Here is a 21154-nt window from a genome sequence, read left to right as displayed (position 1 = left end):
GGAGCCGCGGCCCTTCGAAGTCTGGCCTTCAAGCGTGCCCGTCAGGGCGTGGGGCGGTCAGAGGACCCGGACCGCACCGCTCGCCGGGTAGCCCGACAGATCCTGGATGACGACGCCCTTGCCGGGGTTGGCCGCGTCGAGGTACTTGCCGTCGCCGATGTAGACACCGACGTGGTACGCGCTGCCGGCGCCGCCCCAGTAGAGGATGTCGCCGACCTGGAGGTTGCTGGTGCCCACCTGGGTGCCGGCCACCGACTGGTCCTGCGAGACACGCGGCAGGTCGACGCCGACCGTCTTGAACGCGGCCTGGACGAGGCCGGAGCAGTCCCACGAGTTGGGTCCGGTGCCGCCGCTGATGTACGCGTCGCCGAGCTGCGCCTTGAGGAAGGCGACAACGGTCGCTGCGGAGCCCGTGGCGTTCGAGGTGGGGGCGGAGAGCGTGGTGCGCTCGGAGGAGCGGGAGGCGCGCTCCGTGGCCTCGGCCTCGGCGCGCTTCTTCGCCTCGGCCTTCTTCTTGGCCTCTGCCTTGCGGTCCGCCTCGGCCTTGGCCACCTTCGCGGTCTTCGCGGCCTTGGCAGCCGCGGCGTCCTCGCGGGCCTGCAGCTCGAGGTCGAGTGCGACCTGCTGCGTGGCCTCGGCGGACTGCGCGACGGCGGCCGAGAGGTCGGAGGTGAGCGTGGGCATCTCAATGGTCTCGGTCACCGGCTCGGCGTTCGCCGACCCCGTGGCGGCGGCCACCGCGATGGTGCTGAGGACGCCACCGGCAACTCCGGCTCGCAGCGCCAGCTTCGAGCTGCTGCGGCGGGGCTTCCGGTGGCTGGGTATGTGAGCGGTGTGGGACATGAGTACAACCGCTATCAGGGGCACACGGTTCCCTTCAAGAAACGTGTGTTGCGCCACAGTTACTACCGGAACCTCTGAATCCGCTCTGCTCCGGCCCTTATTGACGCCGTAACGGGCAAAACGGGCATGCATGATCACGGCCGTGATCAAGGGCTTTCCGTAAAAGGTCCGAATTGCCTGGCACTTACCATCCCTTCACTCCGTTGGCCAAGCCCGCTTTTATTGCGACTCGGAGCGAGTGGCGCAGGTCACAGAATGGTGAACGTCCGGCCGCTCGAGAGTTCGTGAACGCAGGCACGTGTCCACCTTCATCTGCCCCTGCAACCCGACCGGGTGACGCGGCGTCCACTATCACCCGTTGCGGTCCATCTCCAATTTGCCTGTACGGGCCACTCCTTGATAGAGCGCCGACCCTCCGACCAGCGGTAACGGGTCCAGATGTCACGTCTGGTGATTACTCGGGCGCTTCGCGTATGAAGATCACCGCTCATCCGACTTCATGATCGTTCGCCGGGTGGTGGAGATCACAAAGGCGTTGTCGTACCCCGTGTCGCAGATCACAGACCGGCAGGCATAGGATGCGGAGCAGTCGGGCTTGTGAACTGCCTCACATGTGCACGATCTTCGCGAGGCGGCGAGGCGGAATGCCCGGTGCGGTCCAACGGTCAAGGACGACTGGAAGGAGCGAGGAGGGTGAATGCTTACGCGCCCATCCTTGTGCTCGGCGCCCTCGGGGCAGGGTTTGCGATCTTCTCCGTGGTCATGGCCACGCTTATCGGCCCAAAGCGGTACAACAGGGCGAAACTGGAGGCGTACGAGTGCGGCATTGAGCCGACTCCGACGCCCGCCGGAGGCGGCCGCTTTCCCATCAAGTACTACCTGACGGCGATGCTCTTCATCGTCTTCGACATCGAGATCGTCTTCCTCTACCCCTGGGCGGTCACCTTCGACGCCCTGGGGCTTTTCGGGCTCGTGGAGATGCTGCTCTTCGTGCTCACCGTCTTCGTTGCCTACGCGTATGTATGGCGGCGCGGCGGCCTGGAATGGGACTGAGGGGCTGAGGGGCACCACATGGGAATCGAAGAGAAGCTGCCGAGCGGTTTCCTGCTGACCACCGTCGAACAGGCCGCGGGCTGGGTGCGCAAGTCATCCGTCTTCCCGGCGACCTTCGGTCTGGCCTGCTGCGCCATCGAAATGATGACGACCGGCGCCGGCCGCTACGACCTGGCCCGCTTCGGCATGGAGGTCTTCCGCGGCTCGCCGCGCCAGGCCGACCTGATGATCGTCGCCGGCCGGGTGAGCCAGAAGATGGCGCCCGTCCTGCGGCAGGTCTACGACCAGATGCCCAACCCCAAGTGGGTGATCTCCATGGGTGTTTGTGCCTCATCGGGTGGAATGTTCAACAATTACGCGATTGTGCAGGGCGTTGATCACATTGTGCCCGTCGATATCTATTTGCCAGGCTGCCCGCCGCGTCCGGAGATGCTGATCGACGCGATTCTCAAGCTTCACCAGAAGATCCAGACCTCCAAGCTCGGCGTGAACGCGGAGGAGGCGGCCCGCGAGGCGGAGGAAGCGGCCCTGAAGGCGCTCCCCACGATCGAGATGAAGGGGCTGCTGCGATGACGGACCAGCCGAACCCCGAGAAGGAACTCAGCGAGCAGAATCTGCCGGGGCAGCGCGGTGAGGGCGGCGAGGAGATCCGCGTCCAGCGCGGCATGTTCGGCGCCGCCAACGGAGGGGATACGTCCGGCTACGGAGGGCTTGTGCGCTCCGTACGCCTGCCGGGCCCGGCAACCCGCCCCTACGGCGGATATTTCGACGAGGTGGCCGACGAGCTCGAGGGCGCGCTGGAAGAACAGGGACTCGTCCCCGAGAACGCCATCGCGAAGACGGTCGTCGACCGCGGCGAGCTCACCTTCCACGTCGCCCGCGAGCACCTCCTCCAGGTGGCCCGCACCCTGCGCGACGACCCGGCGCTCCGCTTCGAGCTCTGTACCGGCGTCTGTGGCGTGCACTACCTGGAGGACAAGGGCCGTGAGCTGCACGCCGTCTACCACCTGCGCTCGCTCACTCACCGGCGGCTGATCCGTCTCGAGGTCTCCGCCCCGGACAGCGACCCGCACATCCCGTCCCTGGTCACGGTCTATCCGACCAACGACTGGCACGAACGCGAGACGTACGACTTCTTCGGGCTCGTCTTCGACGGCCACCCCGCCCTCACCCGGATCATGATGCCGGACGACTGGCAGGGCTTCCCGCAGCGCAAGGACTATCCGCTCGGCGGCATCGCCGTCGAGTACAAGGGCGCCCAGATCCCGGCTCCGGACCAGCGGAGGTCGTACTCGTGACCACCCCATCTGCAAGCGCACGCGAGACCACCGAGGGGACCGTATACACGGTCACCGGCGGCGACTGGGACGAGGTCGTCCGGACCGCGGCCAAGGCCGACGACGAGCGGATCGTCGTCAACATGGGCCCGCAGCACCCCTCCACGCACGGCGTGCTCCGGCTGATCCTGGAGATCGACGGTGAGACCGTCACCGAGGCCCGCTGCGGCATCGGCTATCTGCACACCGGCATCGAGAAGAACCTCGAGTACCGGACCTGGACGCAGGGCACCACCTTCGTCACGCGCATGGATTACCTCACCTCGTTCTACAACGAGACGGCGTACTGCCTGGGCGTGGAGAAGCTGCTCGGCATCACCCACCAGATCCCGGACCGGGCGAGCATCGTCCGCGTCATGCTGATGGAGCTCAACCGGCTCTCGTCCCATCTGGTGGCCATCGCCACCGGCGGCATGGAGCTCGGCGCCACCACGATCATGATCTACGGGTTCCGGGACCGCGAAATGATCCTGGACCTCTATGAGCTGATCACCGGCCTGCGGATGAACCACGCCTTCATCCGGCCCGGCGGACTCGCCCAGGATCTGCCCCCGGGCGCGGTCGACGCGGTGCGCGAGTTCGTCAAGAAGATGACCAAGAACCTGCCGGAGTACGACAAGCTCGCCACCGGCAACCCCATCTTCAAGGCCCGTATGCAGGACGTCGGCCATCTCGATCTGGCCGGCTGCATGGCACTGGGTGCGACCGGGCCGATCCTGCGCTCCGCCGGCCTCCCCCACGATCTGCGCAAGACCGACCCCTACTGTGGCTACGAGACGTACGACTTCGACGTCCCGACCGCCGACACCTGCGACGCCTACGGTCGCTTCCTCATCCGCCTGGAAGAGATGCGGCAGTCGCTGCGCATCGTCGAGCAGTGCCTGGACCGCCTTGAGCCGGGACCGGTCATGGTCGCCGACAAGAAGATCGCCTGGCCCGCGCAGCTCGCGCTCGGCCCGGACGGGCTCGGCAACTCGCTCGACCACATCAAGAAGATCATGGGCACCTCCATGGAGGCCCTGATCCACCACTTCAAGCTCGTGACCGAGGGCTTCCGGGTCCCGGCCGGGCAGGCGTACGCGGCGGTCGAGTCGCCCAAGGGCGAGCTGGGTGTCCATGTCGTCAGCGACGGCGGCACCCGCCCCTACCGGGTCCACTTCCGCGATCCGTCGTTCACCAATCTGCAGGCCATGGCGGCGATGTGCGAAGGCGGCCAGGTCGCCGACGTCATCGTCGCCGTCGCGTCCATCGACCCCGTGATGGGAGGCGTCGACCGATGACGGCCCAGTCGCCGAATCAAGAGGTGCAGCTGGGGATGCCCCAGCTCCCCGCCCCCGAATACCCGGCCGATGTGCGCGCCAGGCTGGAAGCGGACGCGAAGGAGATCATCTCCCGCTACCCCGACAGCCGGTCCGCCCTGCTGCCGCTGCTGCACCTGGTGCAGGCGGAGGAGGGGTATGTGACCCGCACCGGGGTCCGGTTCTGCGCCGAGATGCTGGAGTTGACCACCGCCGAGGTCACCGCGGTGTCCACCTTCTACTCGATGTACCGGCGCAAGCCGTCCGGCGACTACCAGGTCGGGGTCTGTACCAACACACTGTGCGCGGTGATGGGCGGCGACGCGATCTTCGAGGAGCTCAAGGAGCACTTGGGCGTCGGCAACAACGAGACGACCGAGGACGGCAAGGTCACCCTCGAACACATCGAGTGCAACGCGGCCTGCGACTTCGCTCCCGTGGTGATGGTCAACTGGGAGTTCTTCGACAACCAGACGCCCGAGTCCGCACGGCAGCTCGTCGACGACCTGCGCGCGGGACGCCAGGTCGAGCCGACCCGCGGCGCCCCGCTGTGCACGTACAAGGAGACCGCGCGGATGCTCGCGGGCTTCCCCGACGAACGCCCGGGCGCGGTCGAGGCGAGCGGCGGCGCGGGCCCCGCCTCGCTGATCGGTCTGCGCCTGGCCAAGGGCGAGACCTCGGCGGCCAGGATCGTCTCCCCGCGCAGCGAGGCCCGGCAGGACGCGCCGCAACCCGGCTCCGAGCACCTCAGTTCCCATGACGCACCGCAGCAGACATCGGACTCCGACCCGGACCACCCGGCCGGACCCGCAGCCGAGGAGGGGGAGTGATGACCTTGTCCACTGAATACGGGGGCACCTCCGGGCCGGACGCCGGGGGAGAGACGAGTCCCGAGAAGCTTCTCGCGCCCGTCCTGTCGGCCTTCTGGGACGAGGAGGAGTCCTGGACGCTGGACACCTACCGGCGGCACCAGGGGTACGAGGGGCTGCGCAAGGCGCTTGCCATGTCGCCGGACGACCTCATCGCCTACGTCAAGGACTCCGGTCTGCGCGGCCGCGGCGGCGCGGGCTTCCCCACCGGAATGAAGTGGCAGTTCATTCCGCAGGGAGATGGAAAGCCGCACTATCTGGTTGTCAACGCCGACGAGTCGGAGCCCGGGACCTGCAAGGACATCCCGCTCCTGTTCGCCAACCCGCATTCCCTCATCGAGGGGATCGTGATCGCCTGCTATGCGATCCGTTCCAATCACGCGTTCATCTATCTGCGCGGTGAAGTCGTGCCCGTACTGCGGCGGCTGCATGAAGCAGTGCGTGAGGCGTACGAAGCGGGCTTCCTCGGCAAGAACATTCTCGGCAGCGGACTCGACCTCGAGCTCACCGTGCACGCGGGCGCGGGCGCGTACATCTGCGGCGAGGAGACCGCGCTGCTGGACTCACTGGAGGGACGTCGCGGTCAGCCCCGGCTGCGTCCCCCCTTCCCCGCGGTCGCCGGTCTCTACGCGTGCCCCACTGTGGTGAACAACGTCGAGTCCATCGCCTCGGTTCCCGCGATCCTCAACCGCGGCAAGGACTGGTTCAAGTCGATGGGCAGCGAGAAGTCCCCGGGCTTCACGCTCTACTCGCTCAGCGGCCATGTCACCAACCCCGGCCAGTACGAGGCCCCGCTCGGCATCACACTGCGCCAGCTGCTCGACATGAGCGGCGGTATGCGCGCCGGGCACCGGCTCAAGTTCTGGACGCCGGGCGGCTCTTCGACCCCGATGTTCACCGACGAGCACCTCGACGTCCCGCTGGACTACGAGGGCGTGGGCGCGGCCGGTTCGATGCTCGGCACCAAGGCGCTGCAGTGCTTCGACGAGACGACCTGTGTGGTGCGGGCCGTCACGCGGTGGACCGAGTTCTACGCCCACGAGTCCTGCGGCAAGTGCACGCCCTGCCGCGAAGGCACGTACTGGCTGGTGCAGTTGCTGCGCGACATCGAGGCCGGCCGGGGCGTCATGTCCGATCTCGACAAGCTGAACGACATCGCCGACAACATCAACGGCAAGTCGTTCTGCGCGCTGGGCGACGGAGCGGCGTCCCCGATCTTCTCCTCGCTCAAGTACTTCCGCGAGGAGTACGAGCAGCACATGACCGGCAACGGCTGCCCCTTCGACCCCGCACGGTCGACCGCCTGGGCCGACAAGCACCTGGAGGTGAACGCATGACGGTGGCGCATGCGCCGAGCCCGGGCCGCGGCTTCGCCGCAGGCCGCTCCGCGGGCCCCGCACCCCACTTCGACACGCATCGCTCGGAGGTGCAGTCATGACCGTCACCACGCCTTCCCCCGCCGGAGGCGCAGGCGCGGCGGTACCGCCGGAGGATCTCGTCTCGCTGACCATCGACGGCATCGAGATCAGCGTGCCCAAGGGCACCCTGGTCATCCGGGCCGCCGAGCTGCTCGGCATCGAGATTCCGCGCTTTTGCGACCACCCTCTCCTCGACCCGGCCGGCGCCTGTCGGCAGTGCATCGTCGAGGTCGAGGGCCAGCGCAAGCCGATGGCCTCCTGCACCATCACCTGCACCGACGGCATGGTCGTCAAGTCGCAGCTCACCTCTCCTGTCGCCGAGAAGGCGCAGAAGGGCGTGATGGAGCTGCTGCTGATCAACCATCCGCTGGACTGTCCGGTCTGCGACAAGGGCGGCGAGTGCCCGCTGCAGAACCAGGCGATGTCCCACGGCGACGTCGACACCCGCTTCGACGGCCAGAAGCGCACCTACGAGAAGCCCGTGCCGATCTCCACACAGGTGCTGCTCGACCGTGAGCGCTGCGTGCTGTGCGCGCGCTGCACCCGCTTCTCCAACCAGATCGCGGGCGACCCGATGATCGAGCTGGTCGAGCGCGGCGCGCTGCAGCAGGTCGGCACTGGCGAGGGCGACCCCTTCGAGTCGTACTTCTCCGGCAACACGATCCAGATCTGCCCGGTGGGGGCGCTGACCTCGGCGGCGTACCGATTCCGCGCCCGCCCCTTCGACCTGGTCTCGTCGCACAGCGTGTGCGAGCACTGCTCCGGCGGCTGCGCGACCCGCACCGACCACCGGCGCGGCAAGGTCATGCGGCGGCTCGCGTCCAATGACCCCGAGGTCAACGAGGAGTGGATCTGCGACAAGGGGCGCTTCGGCTTCCGCTACGCGCAGCAGCCCGACCGGCTGACCACTCCGCTCGTACGCAACTCCGAAGGCGTCCTCGAACCGGCGAGCTGGCCCGAGGCGCTGGAGGCGGCGGCCGACGGGCTGCGCGCGGCCCGCGGCCGGGCCGGAGTCCTGGTGGGCGGCCGGCTCACCGTCGAGGACTCGTACGCGTACGCCAAGTTCGCCCGGGTCGCCCTCGACACCAACGACGTCGACTTCCGCGCGCGGGTGCATTCGTCCGAGGAGGCCGACTTCCTGGCCGCCAGGGTGGCGGGCCGCGGGCGTGACCTCGACGGCGCGGGCGTCACCTACACCTTGCTGGAGAACGCCCCGGCGGTGCTGCTCGCCGGGTTCGAGTCGGAGGAGGAGGCTCCCGGAGTCTTCCTGCGGCTGCGCAAGGCCAACCGCAAGCACGGGCTGCGCACCTTCGCGCTGGCCACGCACGCCACCCGCGGCCTGACGAAGGCGGGCGGCACGCTGCTGCCCGCCGCCCCCGGCACCGAGACCCAGTGGCTGGACGCGCTGGCGGCCGGCACCGGTCTGGAAGACGATGGCGCGAAGGCGGCCGAGGCGCTGCGCGCCGAGGGCGCGGTGATCGTCGTCGGCGAGCGGCTCGCGGGCGTGCCCGGCGGGCTCACCGCCGCCGTGCGGGCCGCGACTGCGACCGGCGCGCAGCTGGTGTGGATCCCGCGCCGGGCGGGCGAACGCGGTGCGATCGAGGCGGGCGCGATCCCCTCGCTGCTGCCCGGCGGCCGCCCCGCCACCGACCCGCGGGCCCGCGAGGAGACGGCGGCGGCCTGGCGCGTACGCGAACTCCCGCACCACTACGGCCGCGACACCGGCCAGATCGTCGAGGCCGCCGCGACCGGCGAGCTGGGCGCGCTGCTGGTGGCGGGCGTCGAGGTCGCGGACCTGCCCGACCCGGCACGCGCGCGTGAAGCACTCGACGCGGTCGGCTTCCTGGTCTCCCTGGAGCTGCGGCCGAGCGAGGTCACCGAGCGGGCGGACGTGGTTTTCCCGGTCGCGGCGGTCGCCGAGAAGCCTGGCACGTTCCTCAACTGGGAGGGCAGGGCGCGGCCGTTCGAGGCCGCGCTGAAGCCCCAGCAGATGACGCGCACCGTGGCGCCGACCGATGCGCGGGTGCTGCACATGCTCGCGGACGCGCTCGACGTCAGCTTCGGGCTGCCGGACCTGACGGCCGTACGCAGGGAGATGGACCGGCTGGGTACCTGGGACGGTCCGCGGGCGAGCGAGCCGCTGGAGTCGGCGCAGCCGCTGCCCCGCCCGGGCGAGGGCGAGGCGGTCCTGGCCGGCCACCGGCTGCTGCTCGACCTGGGCCTGCTCCAGCAGGGCGACGAGGCACTGGCGGGCACCCGCCATGCCACCCTCGCCCGGCTCTCCGCGGCGACGGCGGCGGAGACCGGAGTGAAGGACGGCGACGTCCTGGCCGTCACGGGACCGGCGGGCTCGGTCGAACTCCCGCTCCAGGTCACCGAGATGCCGGACCGGGTGGTGTGGCTGCCGCTGAACTCCGTCGGCGGCGGCGTCACCTCGGACACCGGCGTCGCCCCCGGACAGCTGGTCCGCATCGGCCCGGCCGCATCGCAGGCCGCCACGGACGCGGAGGTTCAGTCGTGACCGCCATCACCGACCGCCGCGCGGCGGTATCCCGGCCGGCCCCGGGCCCGGCCCTCCCCGCAACGGAGGTGCGAGCGTGACCACCCTCGCTCATATCGCCGAAGCCCAGCGGAGCGTCCTCGCCGCCGAGGATCTCTCCATGTTCGGGCGCGACCCCTGGTGGCTCGTCGTCATCAAGGCCGTGTTCTGCTTCGCCTTCCTGATGATCACCGTGCTCTTCTCCATCGTCTGGGAGCGCAAGGTCGTCGCCTGGATGCAGCTGCGCATCGGCCCCAACCGGCACGGCCCCTGGGGCATGCTCCAGTCCCTCGCGGACGGCATCAAGCTGATGCTCAAGGAAGACCTGATCGTCAAGCGCGCGGACAAGGTCGTCTATGTCCTCGCGCCCATCGTCGCCGCCGTCCCCGCCTTCATGGCGATCGCCGTGATCCCGTTCGGGCCGGCCGGCAACGAGGTCTCGATCTTCGGCCACCGCACCAGCATGCAGCTCACCGACCTGCCGATCGCGATGCTCTACATCCTCGCCGTCGCCTCCATCGGCATCTACGGCATCGTGCTCGCCGGCTGGTCGTCCGGATCGACGTACCCCCTGCTCGGCGGACTCCGCTCCTGCGCGCAGATGATCTCCTACGAGATCGCGATGGGCGCCGCCTTCGCCTCCGTCTTCCTCTACTCCGGATCGATGTCGACCTCGGCGATCGTCGAGGCGCAGGCGGACCGCTGGTACATCATCCTGCTGCCGGTCTCCTTCATCATCTACGTCATCACGATGGTGGGCGAGACCAACCGCGCCCCCTTCGACATGCCGGAGTCCGAGGGCGACCTCGTCGGCGGCTTCAACACCGAGTACAGCTCGATCAAGTTCGCGATGTTCATGCTGGCCGAGTACGTCAACATGGTCACCGTCTCCGCGGTCTCGGTCACTCTGTTCCTCGGCGGCTGGCGCGCCCCGTACCCCGTCTCCAGCTTCTGGGAGGGCGCGAACCACGGCTGGTGGCCGATGCTCTGGTTCGTCATCAAGGTCCAGCTGCTGCTGTTCTTCTTCATCTGGCTGCGCGGCACGCTGCCCCGAGTCCGCTACGACCAGCTGATGAAGCTCGGCTGGAAGGTGCTGATCCCGGTATCGGTGGTCTGGCTGATGCTGGTGGCGACCGTACGAGCGCTGCGGAACGAGAACTACGACTTCCAGCAGATCGTGCTCTACGTCGGCGGCGCCGTGATCGCGCTGCTGCTGCTCTCCTTCGTGGCCGACATCTTCCGAGGCAAGAAGGAGAAGGAAGCCGAGGCCGCCGAACCGGAGCCCGCAGCCTTCGACCCGATGGCGGGCGGATTCCCCGTACCGCCGCTGCCCGGACAGACCCTGCCGCCCGTGCCGCGCCGACGACCGCGCCACGAGCGCGCGTTGATTGTCAGTGGTGGCCCGGACACTACGAGTGACGGCCCGAGTAACGGAAAGGAGGCTGACGATGTCTGAGGGATCCGAAAGCAAGTTCCAGAATCCGGTTGCCGGCTTCGGCGTGACCTTCAAGGCCATGTTCAAGAAGCGGCTGACCGAGCAGTACCCGGAGCAGCAGAAGGTCACGGCGCCGCGCTTCCACGGCCGGCACCAGCTCAACCGGCATCCGGACGGGCTCGAGAAGTGCGTCGGGTGCGAGCTGTGCGCTTGGGCCTGTCCGGCGGACGCGATCTATGTGGAGGGCGCGGACAACACCGAGGAGGAGCGGTACTCCCCGGGCGAGCGCTACGGCCGGGTCTACCAGATCAACTACGCCCGCTGCATTCTGTGCGGGCTGTGCATCGAGGCCTGTCCGACGCGGGCGCTGACGATGACGAACGAGTTCGAACTGGCCGACAGCTCCCGCGAGAACCTGATCTATACGAAGGAACAGCTCCTCGCGGGCCTGGAAGAGGGCATGGTCGACTCGCCCCACGCGATCTACCCGGGGATGGACGAGCAGGACTACTACCGGGGCCTGGTCACCGAGGCCGCGCCCGGCACGGTCCAGCAGGTCGCCGCCTCCAAGGGGGAGAAGGGCGAGGAGGTGGACGCATGAACGCCCTCGCGGCCACTGTCACTTCGACCGGCGAAGCCGTTCAGTTCTGGGTGCTCGGCATTGTCGCGGTGCTGGGAGCGCTCGGCACGATCCTGATGAAGCGGGCCGTGCACAGCGCGCTCGCTCTCGCCGGGACCATGATCGTCCTCGCGGTCTTCTACCTCGCCAACGGTGCGTACTTCCTCGGTGTCGTCCAGATCATCGTCTACACCGGCGCCATCATGATGCTGTTCCTCTTCGTCGTCATGCTGGTCGGTGTCACCGCCGCCGACTCGCTCAAGGAGACGCTGAAGGGCCAGCGCTGGCTCGCCGCGGCCTGTGGTCTCGGCTTCGGTGTGCTGCTGATCGCCGGAATCGGCAACGCCTCGCTGAAGCACTTCAACGGCCTCGCCGCGGCCAACAGCGCGCATGGCGGAAACGTCGAGGGCCTGGCCCAACTGATCTTCACCAAGTACGTCTTCGCCTTCGAGATCACCGGCGCGCTGCTGATCACGGCAGCCGTCGGCGCGATGGTGCTCACCCACCGGGAGCGGACCGAACGCGCCAAGACCCAGCGCGAGCTGGCCGAGCTGCGCGTACGGGCGGCAAGCGCCCCCGAGCCCGAGCACCCGTCGCTGGCCGCCTACGGCTGGCGCCTGCCGACTCCGCTTCCCGCGCCCGGCGTCTTTGCCCGGCACAACGCCGTGGACATGGCCGGGCTGCTGCCCGACGGCACGCCGTCCCAGCTCACCGTCAGCAAGACGCTGCGGGATCGCGGACAGGTCCGCGAGGTGCCGAGCGAAGCGCTGAACGACCTCAAGGCGCTGGAGCAGCGCGCGGAGGAGCGGCTGCTCGGACGGGACCCGGACGAAGAGCGGGACCGGGACGAAGAGGAGGCCACACGGTGAATCCGGTCAACTACCTCTATCTCTCAGCCCTGTTGTTCACCATCGGCGCGGCCGGGGTGCTCATCCGGCGCAACGCGATCGTGCTCTTCATGTGCGTCGAACTGATGCTGAACGCCTGCAATCTCGCGTTCGTCGCGTTCTCCCGGATGCACGGCAATCTCGACGGTCAGATCATCGCCTTCTTCACGATGGTCGTCGCCGCCGCCGAGGTCGTGGTCGGGCTCGCGATCATCGTGTCAATTTTCCGCACCCGCCACTCGGCCTCGGTCGACGACGCCAGCCTGATGAAGCTGTAAGGGGTCGCTGAATCGTGGAGAACCTGATTGCGCTGCTTGTCGCGGCGCCTCTGCTCGGAGCGGCGGTCCTGCTGTGCGGCGGGCGGCGGCTCGACCGCACCGGCCACTGGCTCGGCACGCTGCTCGCGGCCGCGTCCTTCGTCATCGGCGCGGTGCTGTTCGTGAACATGCTGGGCAAGGGCACGGAGGATCGCACCCTGCACAGCACGCTGTTCAGCTGGATTTCCGTCGGGAACTTCCAGGCGGACGTCGCCTTCCAGCTGGACCAGCTGTCGATGACCTTCGTGCTGCTGATCACGGGCGTGGGCTCGCTGATCCACCTCTACTCCATCGGGTACATGGAGCACGACGAGCGGCGCCGCCGCTTCTTCGGCTATCTGAACCTCTTCCTCGCGGCGATGCTCCTGCTGGTCCTCGCCGACAACTACCTGCTGCTGTACGTCGGCTGGGAGGGCGTCGGCCTCGCCTCGTACCTGCTGATCGGCTTCTGGCAGCACAAGCCCAGTGCGGCGACGGCGGCGAAGAAGGCCTTCCTGGTCAACCGCGTCGGCGACATGGGTCTGTCGATCGCGATCATGCTGATGTTCACCACCTTCGGGACCTTCGCCTTCGGGCCGGTCCTGGCGTCGACGGGCGAGACGAGCGAGGGCAGGCTGACGGCCATCGGGCTGCTGCTGCTGCTTGCCGCCTGCGGCAAGTCGGCCCAGGTGCCGCTGCAGTCCTGGCTCGGTGACGCGATGGAGGGCCCGACCCCGGTCTCGGCCCTGATCCACGCGGCGACCATGGTGACCGCCGGCGTGTACCTGATCACCCGCTCCGGGGCGATCTTCAACGCGGCCCCGGACGCGCAGTTGGCGGTCACGGTGGTCGGCGCGGTCACGCTGATCTTCGGTGCGATCGTCGGTTGTGCGAAGGACGACATCAAGAAGGCGCTGGCCGGTTCGACGATGTCGCAGATCGGCTACATGGTGCTGGCGGCGGGCCTCGGTCCGATCGGCTATGTCTGGGCGATCATGCACCTGGTGACGCACGGCTTCTTCAAGGCCGGACTGTTCCTCGGTGCCGGTTCGGTCATGCACGGCATGAACGACGAGGTCGACATGCGCAAGTACGGCGGCCTGCGGAAGTACATGCCGATCACCTTCGTCACCTTCGGGCTCGGCTATCTGGCGATCATCGGCTTCCCGGGTCTGTCCGGCTTCTTCTCCAAGGACAAGATCATCGAGGCGGCCTTCGCCAAGGGCGGCACCGAGGGCTGGATCCTCGGCGCCACGGCCCTGCTGGGCGCCGCGATCACCGCGTTCTACATGACGCGCGTGATGCTGCTGACCTTCTTCGGTGACAAGCGCTGGCAGCCCGCCCCCGACCCGGACAAGACGCCCGGCATCGAGCCCGGCATCGAGGTGCACCCCGGTGAGCTGCCGCATCCGCACGAGTCGCCCAGCTCGATGACGATCCCCATGATCGTCCTCGCCTTCGGATCGGTCTTCGCCGGAGCGTTCTTCAGCATCGGCGACCGGTTCCTGAACTGGCTGGAGCCCGTCACCGGGCACGCGCACGGGGACTCCCCGCTCAGCGTGGCGACGATCACCGGAGCCACGATGGTGTGTCTGGTCATCGGCGTCGCGATCGCCTGGGGGATGTACGGACGCCGACCGGTGCCGGTCGTCGCTCCGCGCGGCTCGCTGCTCACCCGGGCCGCCCGCCGCGATCTCCTCCAGGACGACTTCAACCACGTCGTCCTGGTGCGCGGTGGCGAGCACCTCACCCGCTCCCTGGTCTATGTCGACCACACCCTGGTCGACGGCGTGGTCAACGGCACGGCCGCCTCGTTCGGCGGGCTCTCGGGCCGGCTGCGCAAGTTGCAGAACGGCTATGCCCGCACCTATGCGGTCTCGATGTTCGGAGGTACGGCAGTGCTGATCGCCGTGACCCTGCTGATGAGGGCGGTGTAACTGCCATGTCGTTCCCCCTGCTTACGGCGACGGCGGCGCTCCCGGCGATCGGTGCCATTGCCACCGCCGCCGTCCCGGCCGAGCGGCGTACCGCGGCCAAGTGGCTGGCGCTGCTGGTCTCGCTCGGCACGCTGGTGCTGGCCGCGGTCGCGCTCGTACGGTTCGAGCCCGGCGGCCCCCGGTATCAGCTGACCGAGTCGCACGCCTGGATCCCGGACTTCGGTGTCCGGTACGAACTGGGCGTGGACGGCATCGGGGTGACGCTGCTGGCGCTGACCGCCCTGCTGATCCCCTTTGTGATCCTCGCGGGCTGGCACGACGCCGACCCTTCGCCTGCCCCCGGCGGGGAGACCCCGTCGGAGACCAGGAGCTATCGATGGCGGCCGACTCAGGGCTTCTTCGCCCTGATCCTCTCCGTCGAGGCGATGGTGATCCTCTCCTTCGAGGCCACCGACGTCTTCCTCTTCTACATCCTCTTCGAAGCCATGCTCATCCCGATGTACTTCCTCATCGGCGGCTTCGGAGACCGGGCCCACGCGGGCAGCGACGAGAACGCCGCGGCCCAACGCTCGTACGCGGCAGTGAAGTTCCTGCTCTACAACCTGGTCGGCGGTCTGATCATGCTGGCCGCGGTCATCGGGCTCTATGTCGTCGCCGGCAGCTTCTCGCTCACCGAGATCGCCGACGCCCGCGCGTCCGGCTCGCTCGACATGGCGACCAGCACCGAACGGCTGCTGTTCCTCGGCTTCTTCTTCGCCTTCGCGATCAAGGCGCCGCTGTGGCCGCTGCACACCTGGCTGCCCAACGCCATGGGTGAGGCGACCGCCCCGGTCGCCGTGCTGATCACCGCGGTCGTCGACAAGGTTGGCACCTTCGCGATGCTGCGCTTCTGCCTCCAGCTCTTCCCGGATGCCTCGAAGTGGGCGACGCCGGTCATTCTCGTACTGGCACTGATCAGCATCGTCTACGGCGCGCTGCTCGCCGTCGGCCAGCGCGACATCAAGCGGCTGGTCGCCTACGCATCGATCTCGCACTTCGGCTTCATCATCCTGGGCATCTTCGCGATGACCTCCCAGGGGCAGTCGGGCGCGACGCTCTACATGGTCAACCACGGAATCTCGACCGCCGCGTTGATGCTGGTGGCCGGGTTCCTGATCTCCCGGCGCGGCTCGCGGCTCATCGCGGACTACGGCGGGGTGCAGAAGGTGGCGCCGGTGCTCGCAGGCACCTTCCTGGTCGGCGGTCTGGCCACGCTCTCGCTGCCGGGCCTCGCGCCCTTCGTCAGTGAATTCCTGGTCCTGGTCGGCACGTTCACGCGCTATCCGGTGGCCGGGATCGTCGCGACCTTCGGCATCGTGCTCGCCGCGCTCTACACCCTCGTTCTCTACCAGCGGACGATGACGGGCCCGGTGAAGCCCGAGGTGCAGAAGATGCCGGACCTCAGGGCTCGTGAGCTGGTGGTGGTCGCACCGCTGATCGCGCTGCTGCTCTTCCTCGGCGTCTTCCCGAAGCCGCTGACGGACATCGTGAACCCGGCGGTCGAGCACACGCTGTCCGATGTACATCAGAAGGACCCCCAGCCTGAAGTGGAGGCGGCCAAGTGAGCGCAATGGCTGTCCACAGCCTGTGGACAACGGCCGCCGAGCCGATCGACAAGATCCCTGCCCCGACCGTCGAGTACGCCCAGCTGGCACCCGCGCTGATCGTCGTGGGCGCAGCCGTCGTGGGTGTGCTGGTGGAGGCATTCGTCCCGCGCAGGGCCCGTTACTACACGCAGGTGTTCCTGACCGTGGTCGCCCTGACCGCCGCCTTCGCCGCCGTGGTCGCCCTCGCGGCCGGCGGATACGGCAGCACCAAGGCGCGTATCGCGGCGATGGGCGCCATCGCGGTCGACGGCCCGGCGCTCTTCCTGCAGGGCACGATCCTGCTGGCCTCGCTGGTCGCCGTCTTCACCTTCGCCGAGCGCCGCCTCGATCCCGCGGCACACGGCAACCGCATCGACTCGTTCGCCGCTCAGGCCGCGTCGGTGCCGGGCGGCGAAAGCGAAAAGGCCGCGGTCAAGGCCGGGTTCACCACCACCGAGGTCTTCCCGCTGGTGCTCTTCGCGATCACCGGCATGCTGGTCTTCCCGGCCGCCAACGATCTGCTGACGCTGTTCATCGCGCTGGAAGTCTTCTCGCTCCCGCTCTACCTGCTGTGCGCCGTCGCCCGCCGCAAGCGGCTGATGTCGCAGGAGGCCGCGGTGAAGTACTTCCTGCTCGGCGCGTTCTCGTCGGCGTTCCTGCTCTTCGGTATCGCGCTGCTGTACGGGTACGCGGGCTCCGTCTCGTACGCAAGGATCGCGGACGTCGTCGACGGCAGCGTGCGGACCATCGACCCGGCGCTCGCCGACACCATGGGGAACGACGCGCTGCTGCTGATCGGCGGGGCGATGATCCTGGTGGGGCTGCTCTTCAAGGTCGGCGCGGTGCCGTTCCACATGTGGACCCCGGACGTCTACCAGGGCGCGCCGACGCCGGTCACCGGCTTCATGGCGGCGGCCACGAAGGTCGCCGCGTTCGGCGCGCTGCTGCGGCTGCTGTATGTGGTGCTGCCGGGGCTGCGCTGGGACTGGCGGCCGGTGCTGTGGGCTGTCGCGATCGTCACCATGCTGGGCGGTGCGATCGTCGCGATCACGCAGACCGACATCAAGCGGCTGCTTGCGTACTCCTCGATCGCGCACGCGGGCTTCATCCTGGCGGGTGTCATCGCGACGACGCCCGCCGGCGTCTCCTCCGTCCTGTTCTATCTGGCCGCGTACTCCTTCGTGACGATCGGCGCGTTCGCGGTGGTCACGCTGGTACGGGACGCGGGCGGCGAGGCGACGCACCTGTCCAAGTGGGCGGGGCTCGGGCGCCGTTCACCACTGGTGGCGGCGGTCTTCGCGGTCTTCCTGCTGGCCTTCGCCGGTATTCCGCTGACCTCGGGCTTCGCCGGAAAGTTCGCGGTCTTCAAGGCGGCGGCGGAGGGGGGCGCGGGCGCGCTGGTCGTGGTCGGTGTGATCTCGTCGGCGATCGCCGCGTTCTTCTACATCCGGGTCATCGTGCTGATGTTCTTCAGCGAGCCGAAGGAGGGCGGCCCGACGGTCGCCGTGCCGTCGCCGCTGACGATGACGACGATCGGGGTGGGCGTGGCGGTGACGCTGGTGCTGGGTGTGGCGCCGCAGTACTTCCTGAATCTGGCGAGCCAGGCGAGCGTGTTCGTGCGCTGACCGCTCTTGCGCTCGCCGTGGTGTCTTCGACGACGCCACGGCGAGCGCTTTTTCATGCCGCCAGGAGCGCGCCGGTTGTCGCGCAGCCACGTCAAGCCGCCGAGGACCGGCCGTCCGGCGATGCATCATCAGGCCGGTGGCTGTCGTGCGCCCTGAAGGCAAAGGCCGAGGTGTCGCCGTCCAGGTCGATCGTCAACGACGCGTCCAGGGCTTTGGCCAGACGAGTCAGCAGAGGCAGGGTCGGTACGGAGTCGCCGCCCTCGATGTTGGAGATCTGCGGCTGCGTCATCTCGGCCCGCCGAGCCAGTTCAGTCTGTGACAGCCCGAGTTCGGTTCTGCGGTCGTAGACGGCTTGGCCGAGTGCGAACGCATACCCTGCCTCGATGTAAGCCGGGGACTCCTCGACCGTCTCGTCCAGGAGCTTCCTGGTCCGGCGGGTCTTCCACTGGGAGTGGTTCACGGGCTCTCCTCCTTGATCCGGTCGTAGCTGTGCTCGGCGGGACCGTGGTCCGCTTGGCACACCTTCTGGGCCTGCTGGGCACGCTCCACCTCAGCGGCCTCGCGCTGTCTGGTCTTGCGGAACACTGTCAGCAGCACGATTCGCTGGTCGGGGGCGAGCCAGTACGTGATGCGCACGGCGTTGCCGTCCATCGTGAAGCGGAGCTCGCGTACTTTGCCACCGAGATGGCGGGAGTACGGCTCACCCAGAGTGGTTGGCCCTGCCGCGAGCATGTCAGCCGCACGTTCGGCCTTGTCGTAGTGGGTGTCCGACAGCAGTTCAAGCCACTGCCGGACCTCCGGCTCGACCTCAATCTGCCAGGGTTTGCTCACAGGTAGGAGTATACAGAAATCGATATAGCGCACCTGGTCGTCCCGTCTCTCTGGCGTTGGGCATCGCCCACCGCGACCCAGTGGGGGCCCGGTCAGGGCGTGAGATCAAACTCGGCCCACACGGTTTTGCACGGCAAGGGGCCAGGGGTGACGCCCCAGCGGTCGGCGAAGGCGTCGACGAGGATGAGGCCACGTCCGGACTCGCTGTCTCCGGGCTGCCGGCTGACGGGGAGACGGTCACCACGGGTGTCGGTCACCTCGATACGGAGAATGCCCTCGGCGGCGGTGAGGGTGAGGCGGAAGTCCCGTCCGGGTACGTGGCCGTGCAGCGCGGCGTTGGCGGCGAGTTCGGCGACGACATGGGCCGCTGACTCGAACGGCAGCCCCCAGGAGCGGAGTTGCTCCGTCGCCAGCAGGCGAGCAAGACGCGCACCTCTGCGGGTGGCGGAGAGCTGCGCGCTGAACTGGCGGACGCTGGTGTCGGCTTGGGTGATTTCTGGGTTCACGTAACTCAGCGTGGCCGTGCGTGAGTAGCCTGAACAGTGATGATGCCGATGCGTACGGTGACTGTCTGACGGCTGTCCAGGGTTGTACAGGCTGTCCACCATGACTTTTTCGGAGGTGGGCTCGGATGAGCGTGGGCGGGGAACGTGCGGAGCACGCGGCGGAAGGGGCGGACGAGCCCGGCTGGGACGTCGATCCGTGGAACGACTCGGCGGCGGTGGTCGCGGCACTCGGCCACCAGCTCAAACTCTGGCGTGAGGCGGCGGGACTACGGCCGGCCGAGTTCGGGGCGGCCATCGGGTACGGCGAGAACCTCATCTACAAGGTGGAGAGCGGCAAGCGCATCCCGAGGCCGGAGTTCCTGGACAAGGCTGACGACGCACTCGGAGCGGGCGGAAAGATCGCCGCGATGAAGAAGGACATCGCGGAGGAGCGGTACCCGAAGAAGGTCCGTGACCTGGCGAAGCTGGAGGCGCAGGCAGTCGAGGTCGGGGCGTACGGCAACCATAACCTCCACGGCCTCCTCCAGACCGAGGCGTACGCGCGGGCACTCATCGAGACGTGGCGACCCGCGTATTCGGAGGACGAGGTGGAGCGCATGGTCGCCGCGCGTATGGCCCGGCGGTCGATCTTCGACCGGTCCCCAGCCCCCGCGCTCACATTCGTCCAAGAAGAGGTGACCCTCCGCCGTCCCATCGGAGGCAGAATGGTCCTGAGCAAGCAGCTCGAACGCCTGTTGGAGGTAGGACAGTTGCGGAACGTCGAGATCCAGGTGATGCCGACCGACCGTGACGACCACGCCGGAATGGGCGGTCGGATCCAGGTGCTGAAGTTCAAGGACGGTTCGGCGGTGGGCCACGACGAAGGCCAGCTCACCAGCCGTCCGGTCACCGATCCGAGGGAGCTCCGGATCCTTGAGCTGCGCTATGGGATCATCCGGGCCCAGGCTCTCACCCCGAGGGAGTCGCTGGCCTTCATCGAGAAAGCGCTGGGAGACACATGACCGACAAGCCCTTCGCTGTTGACGGCACCGGGCTGGACTGGTTCAAGAGCAGCTACAGCGACAGCAGTAACGGCAACGACTGCGTCGAGGTAGCCGCCACCCCTGGCACGGTCCACATCCGCGACTCCAAGAACACCCAGGGCCCCCAACTCGCGTTTGCCGAAGCCCAGTGGGCGACCTTCGTGACGTACACGTCCAAGCCCTGACCCCTCACCGCCTCTGAGCTTCCAGCCCACTCATGGAATTCCTCAGGTGCCTTGGGCTGCCTGGACCTTGGCGACCTGGCGGGCGATGAGTTCGGGATCGACCTTCGGCATGGTTCGCTTCCCCTTCGGAAAGCCGGACGGATAGGTGTTGCCGAGGTCGAAAGACAGGGTCACGGAGCCGCTACGGACGAGGGTGGTCGTCGCGAGGTCCTCGGTTAGTCCGTCCTCGTTCGGCATTTTCCATTTGGAGGACGTGGTGAACGTGATGGACTCGTCGCCTACGGTGTCTGACGGCCCCATTGTGATCATTGTGGTGATGGTGTCTCCGTACCGGCCTGTATGCGTGAACTGATCGCACTGCTCCAGTGAGGACCTCACCGCGTCGAAGAACTTCTCGGCTCCGGCCGCCGAGTCGCTGGACAGGCTGATATAGCCGGCAACCAATGCTGAATCCTTCTCCGAGTAGCTCACGTCCGCATACGCCGTTGAGCCGTCCGGATAACCGCGATAGATCGCGTCGGCGACCGGTTGGCAGGGCGCTGGGGTCGCGGAGACCCTCTTGATGTCCGCGAAGGCTTCCAGGGTGTTGTCCGTCCACATACTCACGTACTTGAGTGTGGCCGTCTCCTGCTCCGTGAGCCGGCTTGCGGCTAGCTCTGCCTGCGCGAGCGGGCGTGGTCCGGTCTCGGCAGTTTCCTTTGATGCGGCGGCCGCGTCGGCCGGGCGGTTCGCGGGCTGTTTCGAGCACCCAGCAACGGTGAGTGTGAGCGTGATCGCCATGAAGCCGACTGCCAGCAGCTTCCGCATGTGCCTGTACAAGACGCCCCCC

Annotated in this window: 21 protein-coding genes; 16 read left to right on the top strand and 5 right to left on the bottom strand. The window is 67.9% G+C overall.

Features of this window, described 5'->3' with window-relative positions:
- Positions 1-57 precede the first annotated feature (57 nt).
- Entirely contained in the window at positions 58-843 is a 786-nt protein-coding gene (locus OG729_RS16855; protein ID WP_360874273.1) for a C40 family peptidase, read from the bottom strand.
- A 693-nt stretch (positions 844-1536) separates the two neighbouring features.
- Between OG729_RS16855 and OG729_RS16850 the strand changes: the two genes are divergently transcribed.
- From OG729_RS16850 to nuoN, 14 genes are all read left to right on the top strand, one after another.
- Positions 1537-1896: an NADH-quinone oxidoreductase subunit A gene (locus OG729_RS16850; RefSeq protein ID WP_030494815.1), complete on the top strand. Its 360-nt coding sequence runs from the start codon at positions 1537-1539 to the stop codon at positions 1894-1896.
- A gap of 18 nt (positions 1897-1914) precedes the next feature.
- On the top strand, positions 1915-2469 hold the full coding sequence (locus tag OG729_RS16845) for an NADH-quinone oxidoreductase subunit B family protein (RefSeq protein WP_360874270.1): 555 nt from the start codon (positions 1915-1917) through the stop codon (positions 2467-2469).
- A complete protein-coding gene (locus OG729_RS16840) occupies positions 2466-3194 on the top strand; it encodes an NADH-quinone oxidoreductase subunit C (protein WP_405806852.1) in 729 nt (242 codons plus the stop codon). Before OG729_RS16845 ends, OG729_RS16840 begins: the two co-directional genes overlap by 4 nt.
- Positions 3191-4513, top strand: a complete 1323-nt coding sequence (locus tag OG729_RS16835) for an NADH-quinone oxidoreductase subunit D (protein WP_405806850.1) — start codon at positions 3191-3193, stop codon at positions 4511-4513. The genes OG729_RS16840 and OG729_RS16835 overlap by 4 nt, the downstream gene beginning before the upstream one ends.
- 35 nt (positions 4514-4548) lie before the next feature.
- Entirely contained in the window at positions 4549-5361 is an 813-nt protein-coding gene (nuoE, locus tag OG729_RS16830; protein ID WP_360874260.1) for an NADH-quinone oxidoreductase subunit NuoE, read from the top strand.
- Entirely contained in the window at positions 5361-6737 is a 1377-nt protein-coding gene (gene nuoF, locus OG729_RS16825) for an NADH-quinone oxidoreductase subunit NuoF (RefSeq protein ID WP_360874258.1), read from the top strand. The genes nuoE and nuoF overlap by 1 nt, the downstream gene beginning before the upstream one ends.
- Positions 6738-6834: 97 nt before the next feature.
- Positions 6835-9339, top strand: a complete 2505-nt coding sequence (locus OG729_RS16820) for an NADH-quinone oxidoreductase subunit G (RefSeq protein WP_405806848.1) — start codon at positions 6835-6837, stop codon at positions 9337-9339.
- A gap of 139 nt (positions 9340-9478) precedes the next feature.
- Positions 9479-10813, top strand: a complete 1335-nt coding sequence (nuoH, locus tag OG729_RS16815; protein ID WP_360874490.1) for an NADH-quinone oxidoreductase subunit NuoH — start codon at positions 9479-9481, stop codon at positions 10811-10813.
- Positions 10806-11393 (top strand): NADH-quinone oxidoreductase subunit NuoI, encoded by a 588-nt coding sequence (nuoI, locus tag OG729_RS16810; protein ID WP_360874252.1) that lies wholly within the window; start codon positions 10806-10808, stop codon positions 11391-11393. The genes nuoH and nuoI overlap by 8 nt, the downstream gene beginning before the upstream one ends.
- Positions 11390-12280, top strand: coding sequence for an NADH-quinone oxidoreductase subunit J (locus OG729_RS16805; protein ID WP_405806846.1), 891 nt, complete (start codon positions 11390-11392; stop codon positions 12278-12280). The genes nuoI and OG729_RS16805 overlap by 4 nt, the downstream gene beginning before the upstream one ends.
- A complete protein-coding gene (gene nuoK, locus OG729_RS16800; RefSeq protein WP_405806844.1) occupies positions 12277-12576 on the top strand; it encodes an NADH-quinone oxidoreductase subunit NuoK in 300 nt (99 codons plus the stop codon). Before OG729_RS16805 ends, nuoK begins: the two co-directional genes overlap by 4 nt.
- Positions 12577-12590: 14 nt before the next feature.
- Entirely contained in the window at positions 12591-14531 is a 1941-nt protein-coding gene (gene nuoL, locus OG729_RS16795) for an NADH-quinone oxidoreductase subunit L (RefSeq protein ID WP_405806843.1), read from the top strand.
- A 5-nt stretch (positions 14532-14536) separates the two neighbouring features.
- Positions 14537-16135, top strand: a complete 1599-nt coding sequence (locus tag OG729_RS16790) for an NADH-quinone oxidoreductase subunit M (RefSeq protein ID WP_405806842.1) — start codon at positions 14537-14539, stop codon at positions 16133-16135.
- Complete coding sequence (gene nuoN, locus OG729_RS16785) at positions 16132-17781, top strand: NADH-quinone oxidoreductase subunit NuoN (protein ID WP_360874237.1); 1650 nt, start codon at positions 16132-16134, stop codon at positions 17779-17781. Before OG729_RS16790 ends, nuoN begins: the two co-directional genes overlap by 4 nt.
- 91 nt (positions 17782-17872) lie before the next feature.
- Here the strand turns inward: nuoN and OG729_RS16780 are convergent, their stop codons facing one another.
- From OG729_RS16780 to OG729_RS16770, 3 genes are all read right to left on the bottom strand, one after another.
- Complete coding sequence (locus tag OG729_RS16780; protein WP_405806841.1) at positions 17873-18241, bottom strand: helix-turn-helix domain-containing protein; 369 nt, start codon at positions 18239-18241, stop codon at positions 17873-17875.
- Positions 18238-18612 carry a type II toxin-antitoxin system RelE/ParE family toxin gene (locus OG729_RS16775; RefSeq protein WP_405806840.1) on the bottom strand — a complete coding sequence of 125 codons (375 nt, stop codon included), beginning with the start codon at positions 18610-18612 and terminating at the stop codon, positions 18238-18240. The genes OG729_RS16780 and OG729_RS16775 overlap by 4 nt, the downstream gene beginning before the upstream one ends.
- Before the next feature lie 92 nt (positions 18613-18704).
- Positions 18705-19118 carry an ATP-binding protein gene (locus OG729_RS16770; RefSeq protein ID WP_405806838.1) on the bottom strand — a complete coding sequence of 138 codons (414 nt, stop codon included), beginning with the start codon at positions 19116-19118 and terminating at the stop codon, positions 18705-18707.
- A 125-nt stretch (positions 19119-19243) separates the two neighbouring features.
- Here OG729_RS16770 and OG729_RS16765 point away from each other — a divergent pair, with 125 nt between their 5' ends.
- On the top strand, positions 19244-20119 hold the full coding sequence (locus OG729_RS16765) for a helix-turn-helix domain-containing protein (protein ID WP_405806837.1): 876 nt from the start codon (positions 19244-19246) through the stop codon (positions 20117-20119).
- Positions 20116-20325 (top strand): DUF397 domain-containing protein, encoded by a 210-nt coding sequence (locus tag OG729_RS16760; protein ID WP_405806835.1) that lies wholly within the window; start codon positions 20116-20118, stop codon positions 20323-20325. The genes OG729_RS16765 and OG729_RS16760 overlap by 4 nt, the downstream gene beginning before the upstream one ends.
- A 42-nt stretch (positions 20326-20367) precedes the next feature.
- On the opposite strand, the gene OG729_RS16755 is transcribed toward OG729_RS16760, so the two are convergent.
- Positions 20368-21132, bottom strand: coding sequence for a hypothetical protein (locus tag OG729_RS16755; protein WP_405806833.1), 765 nt, complete (start codon positions 21130-21132; stop codon positions 20368-20370).
- Between the last annotated feature and the right edge of the window lie 22 nt (positions 21133-21154).

It is taken from the genome of Streptomyces sp. NBC_00210 (assembly GCF_045160975.1).
Lineage (GTDB): Bacteria > Actinomycetota > Actinomycetes > Streptomycetales > Streptomycetaceae > Streptomyces.
Note: the sequence above shows the minus strand (reverse complement) of the source record. Positions and strands in the feature narration are given on the sequence as shown.

Excerpts from the sequence above, each read along its gene's own strand:
- OG729_RS16855 (WP_360874273.1), bottom strand. The coding sequence starts at position 843 with ATGTCCCACACCGCTCACATACCCAGCCACCGGAAGCCCCGCCGCAGC.
- OG729_RS16845 (WP_360874270.1), top strand. The coding sequence starts at position 1,915 with ATGGGAATCGAAGAGAAGCTGCCGAGCGGTTTCCTGCTGACCACCGTC.
- OG729_RS16840 (WP_405806852.1), top strand. The coding sequence starts at position 2,466 with ATGACGGACCAGCCGAACCCCGAGAAGGAACTCAGCGAGCAGAATCTG.
- nuoE (WP_360874260.1), top strand. The coding sequence starts at position 4,549 with ATGCCCCAGCTCCCCGCCCCCGAATACCCGGCCGATGTGCGCGCCAGG.
- nuoF (WP_360874258.1), top strand. The coding sequence starts at position 5,361 with ATGACCTTGTCCACTGAATACGGGGGCACCTCCGGGCCGGACGCCGGG.
- OG729_RS16820 (WP_405806848.1), top strand. The coding sequence starts at position 6,835 with ATGACCGTCACCACGCCTTCCCCCGCCGGAGGCGCAGGCGCGGCGGTA.
- nuoH (WP_360874490.1), top strand. The coding sequence starts at position 9,479 with ATGTTCGGGCGCGACCCCTGGTGGCTCGTCGTCATCAAGGCCGTGTTC.
- nuoI (WP_360874252.1), top strand. The coding sequence starts at position 10,806 with ATGTCTGAGGGATCCGAAAGCAAGTTCCAGAATCCGGTTGCCGGCTTC.
- OG729_RS16805 (WP_405806846.1), top strand. The coding sequence starts at position 11,390 with ATGAACGCCCTCGCGGCCACTGTCACTTCGACCGGCGAAGCCGTTCAG.
- OG729_RS16790 (WP_405806842.1), top strand. The coding sequence starts at position 14,537 with ATGTCGTTCCCCCTGCTTACGGCGACGGCGGCGCTCCCGGCGATCGGT.
- OG729_RS16765 (WP_405806837.1), top strand. The coding sequence starts at position 19,244 with ATGAGCGTGGGCGGGGAACGTGCGGAGCACGCGGCGGAAGGGGCGGAC.
- OG729_RS16760 (WP_405806835.1), top strand. The coding sequence starts at position 20,116 with ATGACCGACAAGCCCTTCGCTGTTGACGGCACCGGGCTGGACTGGTTC.
- OG729_RS16755 (WP_405806833.1), bottom strand. The coding sequence starts at position 21,132 with ATGCGGAAGCTGCTGGCAGTCGGCTTCATGGCGATCACGCTCACACTC.